The sequence below is a fragment of the Cupriavidus sp. R6-3 genome, from assembly GCF_059772245.1.
The window spans coordinates 1-3,642 of sequence record NZ_JCBAJO010000350.1 but is presented as its reverse complement, the minus strand read 5'-3'; the positions used below and the strand labels follow the sequence as shown (position 1 = coordinate 3,642).

At 71.1% G+C, this 3,642-nt stretch carries 4 protein-coding genes; 3 read left to right on the top strand and 1 reads right to left on the bottom strand.

Annotated elements, in window-relative coordinates; genetic code table 11:
• On the bottom strand, positions 1 to 1,186 hold a 1,186-nt coding region (locus AC6EI8_RS25320), incomplete at its 3' end, for an efflux RND transporter periplasmic adaptor subunit (RefSeq protein WP_498383232.1).
• A 415-nt stretch (positions 1,187 to 1,601) separates the two neighbouring features.
• Between AC6EI8_RS25320 and hpnC the strand changes: the two genes are divergently transcribed.
• From hpnC to AC6EI8_RS25305, 3 genes are all read left to right on the top strand, one after another.
• Positions 1,602 to 2,495: a squalene synthase HpnC gene (gene hpnC, locus AC6EI8_RS25315; protein WP_226107036.1), complete on the top strand. Its 894-nt coding sequence runs from the start codon at positions 1,602 to 1,604 to the stop codon at positions 2,493 to 2,495.
• Positions 2,496 to 2,594: 99 nt separating this feature from the next.
• A complete protein-coding gene (gene hpnD, locus AC6EI8_RS25310; protein ID WP_149318868.1) occupies positions 2,595 to 3,431 on the top strand; it encodes a presqualene diphosphate synthase HpnD in 837 nt (278 codons plus the stop codon).
• Positions 3,404 to 3,642 (top strand): hypothetical protein (locus AC6EI8_RS25305; protein ID WP_498383231.1); only part of this gene is annotated, 239 nt, incomplete at its 3' end. The genes hpnD and AC6EI8_RS25305, both read left to right, overlap by 28 nt.

The following is a 3,642-nucleotide window of genomic DNA, read 5'->3' as shown; positions in this document are numbered from 1 at the left end:
CCGTCCCCGGCGCCGTCCCTGCTGCCGTGCCTGCAGCCGTCCCAGGCGCCGACGCGGACGCGACCGACTGCAGCGGCCGCACCTTCTGGCCCGGCTTGAGCAGATGCACGCCCGCTGTGACGATGGTCTGGCCCGGACGAAGTCCGCTCCTGACCTCGATCTCGTTGCCGATCGGCTGCCCCAGCGTGACCGTGACCGGCTGCACCGTGCCGGCCGCGCCGTCGTAGACCCAGACCTGGTTCGTGCCCTGCTGCTGCAGCAGCGCGGTCAGGGGCACGCGCACCGCGGGCGACGCGCCGGTCCGCACGAAGGTGACCATCGCGGTCATGCCGAACTTCAGGTCGGCGGGCGGATTGGGCACCGTGATGCGCGCCGCGTAGGTACGCGTGACCGGGTCGGCGGCCGCGGCGATCTCGCGCACGCGGCCCGGCAGGATGCGGTCGGGCTCGGCCCAGGTCCGCACGCTGACGTCGCGGATGTCGCGCAGCCAATCGACCTGATCCTCGGGCAGGCCGATCGCGACCTCCTTCTCGGCGGTCTGCGCAACCCGCACCACCGACTGCCCGGCGCTGACCACCTGTCCCACTTCGGCATCGATCGCGGTGACCACGCCGTCGGCGTCCGCGGCCAGCACGGTATAGCCGGTCTGGTTGCTCTGCTCGCGCAGCGCGGCCTCCGCCTGGCGCAGCCGCGCGGCCGCGGCCTCGTAGCTGGCCTGCCGCCGGTTCTGCTCGGCCGCGCTGATAAAGCCCTTGGCGAACAGGTCGTTGTAGCGCTTCAGGTCGGCGGCCGCCAGGTCTCGGTCGGTGCGCGCCGCCTCGTACTGCGCGCGCGAGCCCTGCTCGGCCAGGTTCAGATCGGTCGGATCGAGCCGGGCCAGCGGCTGCCCGCGCCGCACCGTGGCGCCCACGTCGACCAGGCGCGCGGCGATCTTGCCGCCGACGCGGAAACCGAGACGGGATTCGATGCGCGGCCGCACGTCGCCGGAGAACTCGTAGGAGGACTGGCCGGTGGCGGACTGCAGCTGCAGCAGACGCACCGGCCGGACCTCCGGCGCGCGCTCGGGCTCGCGCGAGCAGCCGCCCAGTACCAGCACGGCACCGAGCAACACCGCGCCGACGATCGACGGCGAGGTCCTGAAAGCGTTGACGGCCGCGACTTCCGGCCCGGGACAAGGCACTGGCATGGGATGGCGATAAGACGGGTGCAACGGCATGACGAGAGGCGACGTGCGCCGGCACGGCCGGACTGGCGGCGAGCAGCAGCGCTGCCGCGCGACACGACGATGGCGCCGCCCCTGGGACGGCGGGTCCGGCAGTAAATAACCGGCCGGTCAGCAATATATCCAGCCGTTCGGGGTGCGTCAAACGCGACGCGACGAATCGACTGATTTGAGGACCGAAACCGGGGATTTACCCGCTATTTGGCGTCCGATGCGTGCCCGCATGCCCCCTATCGGTAGGGTGGAAAGCGGCACATGCGCGGCGTTTGCGTGGCTTCCAGGTGCCCGTGGGCGCGCCCGTGATTACAATGCTGCGGCCATGTCCAACCCCGGCGAGCCCGCCGCCGCCGACACGATCCCAATCCAGACCCCGATGCCGATGCCAACGCCGCCCTCCGCAGCCGCCCCCGACGGCCTGGCCATCGGCCACTACGAGAACTTCCCGGTCGCCAGCGTGCTGCTGCCCAGGCGGCTGCGCCGGCCGGTGGCGGTGATCTACCGCTTCGCCCGCACCGCCGACGATCTCGCCGACGAGGGCGATGCCACGCCGCAGGAGCGCCTGGCCGCGCTCGGCGCGCTGTCGGATGCGCTCGACCGCATCGACGCCGGCACCGATCCGGGCACGCCGATGATGCGCGCGCTGGCCGAGGTCATCGCCGAATACCGCTTGCCGCTGCCGCTGTTCCACGACCTGCTCGACGCCTTCCGGCAGGACGTGACCGTGCACCGCCATGCCGACTGGGACAGCCTGCTCGACTACTCGCGCCGCTCCGCCAATCCGGTCGGCCGGCTGATGCTGCATCTGTACGGCGCGGCCACGCCGGACCGCTTCGCGCGCGCCGATGCGATCTGCACCGGCCTGCAACTGGTCAACTTCTGGCAGGACGTCGCGATCGACTTCGCGCGCGGCCGCGTCTACCTGCCCGCCGACGCGATGGCGCGCCACGGCGTCGACGACGACGCGCTGGCCGAGGGCCGCTGCGACGCGCGCTGGCTGGCGCTGATGGAAGAGCTGAAGATGCGCACGGAGGCGATGCTACAATCCGGCGCTTCGCTCGCGCTGGACCTGCCGCGGACGGCGGACTGGCGCATCGGCTGGGAGTTGCGGCTGGTGGTGCAAGGCGGCCTGCGCGTGCTGGAACGCATCGAGGCCGTCGGCTACGATGTCTTCCGGCGCCGTCCGACGCTCGGGCCCGCCGACTGGCTGCTGCTGGCATGGCGGGCGGCAGCGCGCTACCGGACCGGCACCGCGCCGAGCAAGCCCGCTCATTGAGATCAGGCGTTGAACGCCGCCTGAGCCCGGACAGAGCTGGATCAAGCCGGATTGAGCCCAGATAAAGCCCCGAGTGTGTCCCTAGCGAGCCCGAGACCGGTGACGCCCGATCAGTACTGCCAAGACAAGGCCGCCCAGAGCGGCTCCAGCTTCTACTACAGCTTCCTGTTCCTGCCCCCGGAACGGCGGCGTGCCATCACCGCGCTCTATGCCTGGTGCCGCGAAGTCGACGACGTCGTCGACGAAACCCAGGACCTGACCGTCGCCCAGCAACAGCTGGCCTGGTGGCACGGCGAGCTGAACCGCCTGTTTGCCGGCGCCCCCACCCATCCGACCACGCTGGCGCTGCAGCCGCATCTGGCCTCCTGCGGCCTGACGCAGCCGATGCTCGCCGAGGTGCTGGAAGGCATGGAGATGGACCTGATGCAGACGCGCTATCTGGACGAGGCCGGCCTCGACCGCTACTGCCATTGCGTGGCCGGCGTGGTCGGCACCATGAGCGCGCGCATCTTCGGCTACCGCGACCCGCGCACGCTCGAATTCGCCGAGAAGCTCGGGCGTTCGCTGCAGCTGGTCAATATCATCCGCGACGTCGGCGAGGACGCGCGGCGCGGCCGCCTCTATCTGCCGGTCAATGTGCTGCAGCGCTTCGAGGTGCCGGCCGCCGACATCATGCAGGGCCGGCATTCGCCGCGCTTCGTCGCGCTGATGGCCTATCACGCCGAGCGCGCGCGCACCTTCTACCGCGAGGCGCTGGCGCTGCTGCCCGATACCGACCGCCGCGCGCAGCGTGCGGGGCTGCTGATGGGCGCGATCTACCACGCCCTGCTCGACGAGATCGAGGCCAGCGGCTTCCAGGTATTGAACCAGCGCATCTCGCTGACACCCATGCGCAAGCTGTGGATCGCATGGAAGACGTGGATACGCAACCGCTGAGCACCGCGATGGCAGAACGCCCCGCCACGCCCGACGCAGTGTCGCCGCAAGCCGGCGGCGCGGTCGACGCTGTGGGCGCTGTGGGCGCTGTGGGCGCTGTGGGTGCTGCGGGTGCTGCGGGTGCTGCGGGTGCTACGGGTGCTGCAGGCGCTGCGGATGCGGTGAGCTGGGTGGGCGCAGACGGCTCGGTGGGCATCATCGGCGGCGGCTG